Here is a 2,261-nt window from a genome sequence, read left to right as displayed (position 1 = left end):
CGCGGTGCCCACCCCCTTGCCCTGCGCCTCGGGGGCTGCACCGATGACGAAGAGGTACCAGTGCGGAAACTTGGGGTGGTAGCTGCCGACGCGCACTGCGGTGAGAATCTCCTTTGCCAATCTGCGGCCCATAAGCCGCACAACCTGCGGCGCTGCCGCAGCCTTCGCCTTGAATCCGAGCGTTGAGCCCGGCCGATCCCATAGCGCTGCGCCGAGGATCTGCCCGCTATCACCCACTGCCACGTCGACCTCGCCGGAGTCGAAGTAGTGATGGCGGATCAGCGTCACCGACAGCGTTGTCAGCTCCGCCTCCGACTCCTCGCGGCCGCGCTCACCGAGGATGCGACGAAAGGACGGATCGAGTGCAAACGCACTGCCCAGCAGGGCGGCGACAGCAGGAATCTCGGACTTGTTCGCGGATCGGACGCTAGTGCTCATGGGCGCCACTGTAGCGGGCGAGCGCGTCAATCAAGACATCCAGAGCTTCCCGGGTTTTCTCCCGTGCAAGCTCGTCACCATCGTGCTCGGCCACCCACAATGCGGCCTCATTCATGGCTCCGGAGAGCTGGACTGTCACTGCATCGAGCAGCGCTTCGGGCACCCCGACCTGCTCGAGGCCCTCGCGAAGGTGGCGCATGGAGTGAGCCGCGTCGTGGTCGCGCCAGGTTCGCCAGCCGACGACCGCGGGGGCGTCGATAAGCAGAATCTTTAACCTCGGCTGGCGGGTGATGGCGTCGACGAACGCGTGCGATCCGGCTCGGAGCTGATCCAGAGCGGAATCGCCAGCGTCGTGCGCTCGCCTCTCCACCTCCTGCGCCACCTCGGCTTGAAGCGCCTCCATGACAGCGACGAAAAGACCCTTCTTGCTCACGAAATGGTGGTACACGGCACCGCGGGTGACGGACGCTGCGCGCGCGACATCATCGAGTGCGGTGCCCGCGAACCCGTTCCGGTCGAACATCTCAATCGCGTGGTCGAGCACTCGGCGCCGGGTTAGAGCTGCGACTTCGGCTGAGGATCGTGCCAAAACTCCTCCTTACATACACCGTGTATGTATACTTCTGATCGTTACATACACACCGTACGTTAAGGAGACTTCCGTGACCATCACCAGCACCTACCCCGTTCTCATGTCCAAGGACGTTGCAGCCGCGGCTGCTTTCTACACCAACACCTTCGGGTTCGACACCACCTTCAGCACCGACTGGTACGTCAGCTTGAAATACGACGCATTCGAGTTGGCCATCGTGGACAAGGACCATCCCACCGTTCCCGAGGGATCCAACGCGCTTCCGGCGGGAATGCTGCTCAACATCGAAGTCGACAACGTGGATGACATCTACGCCAAGGTCGTTTCAGGCTCCGGCCTCTACGTTGTTCTTGATATCCGCGACGAGGACTTTGGTCAGCGCCACTTCATTCTCACGGGGCCGGATGGAGTCCTTATCGACGTCATTCAGCCGATTGAGCCCAGCCCAGAATTCGCAGCCGCCTACGGGCACGCCCCCGAGTAGCGCGTAGGCGCGTAAGATGCTTTCTTAATGAATAGCATCGAGCTGGTAGTCACGGTGGACGAGGCGGGCAACACCATCGGTTCCGCCCCGAAAGAAACCGTGCATACGGACCACACCCCCCTTCACCTCGCATTCTCCTGCTACCTGCTCAACTCGGAGGGGATGCTGCTGATGACCCGGCGCGCCCTGACGAAGCGGACCTGGCCGGGAGTATGGACCAACAGCTTCTGCGGCCACCCCGGCCCAGGCGAGGCGTGCGAGGACGCCATCGTGCGGCGCAGCGAACAGGAATTGGGATGCACGGGCCCGAACCCCGGAAAGTGGACACGGGGATTTAATCATGATGCGATAGTAAGTGTAGCTAACCCGGCGGCTTCGAAGGCGTTCGGCGAGCGGTGGCCACACCATGAATGCAATCGTTTGGTGTTGTACCGGATGCACCACCGAAACACATCCCGGCGGCAGGCCAACTGACTAGCGAAAACAGACTCATCCTGCAGGACTTCCCGCTTCAACGAGGCGTTGAACGACTCCGCCAACGAGTTGTCCGCACTCGTCCCGATCGCGCCCATCGACTGGGTGACACCGAAGCGCACGCATAGTCTCCGGTACTGATCAGAGGTATAAACACTGCCGTGATCCGAGTGGAAGATCGCCCCGTCTAGGCTCCCGCGAACCTTCCGGGCCATCGTCAGGGCTTCTTCAACCAACTCGGTGCGCATGTGATCAGCGATCGCAAACCCCGTC

General features: G+C 61.8%; 4 protein-coding genes and 1 pseudogene. 2 read left to right on the top strand and 3 right to left on the bottom strand.

Features of this window, described 5'->3' with window-relative positions:
- Window positions 1-438: hypothetical protein (locus tag HMPREF0298_RS12365; RefSeq protein WP_006839148.1), on the bottom strand; the 438-nt coding region annotated here is incomplete at its 3' end.
- Window positions 428-1,027 carry a TetR family transcriptional regulator gene (locus HMPREF0298_RS00690; RefSeq protein ID WP_040422110.1) on the bottom strand — a complete coding sequence of 200 codons (600 nt, stop codon included), beginning with the start codon at window positions 1,025-1,027 and terminating at the stop codon, window positions 428-430. The genes HMPREF0298_RS12365 and HMPREF0298_RS00690, both read right to left, overlap by 11 nt.
- 73 nt (window positions 1,028-1,100) lie before the next feature.
- On the opposite strand from HMPREF0298_RS00690, the gene HMPREF0298_RS00685 reads away from it, so the two are divergent.
- Together HMPREF0298_RS00685 and idi are read left to right on the top strand one after the other, a co-directional pair.
- The gene (locus HMPREF0298_RS00685; RefSeq protein WP_006839146.1) at window positions 1,101-1,514 is read left to right on the top strand and encodes a VOC family protein; all 414 of its coding nucleotides are present in this window, start codon (window positions 1,101-1,103) and stop codon (window positions 1,512-1,514) included.
- Between the two features lie 27 nt (window positions 1,515-1,541).
- A pseudogene (gene idi, locus HMPREF0298_RS12060) lies at window positions 1,542-1,808 on the top strand (isopentenyl-diphosphate Delta-isomerase); the annotation flags it as partial.
- A gap of 44 nt (window positions 1,809-1,852) precedes the next feature.
- Here the strand turns inward: idi and HMPREF0298_RS00680 are convergent.
- Window positions 1,853-2,261: IS3 family transposase (locus tag HMPREF0298_RS00680; RefSeq protein WP_006839145.1), on the bottom strand; the 409-nt coding region annotated here is incomplete at its 5' end.

The organism is Corynebacterium lipophiloflavum DSM 44291 (genome assembly GCF_000159635.1).
Lineage (GTDB): Bacteria > Actinomycetota > Actinomycetes > Mycobacteriales > Mycobacteriaceae > Corynebacterium > Corynebacterium lipophiloflavum.
This window is presented reverse-complemented; position numbering and strand designations above follow the sequence as displayed.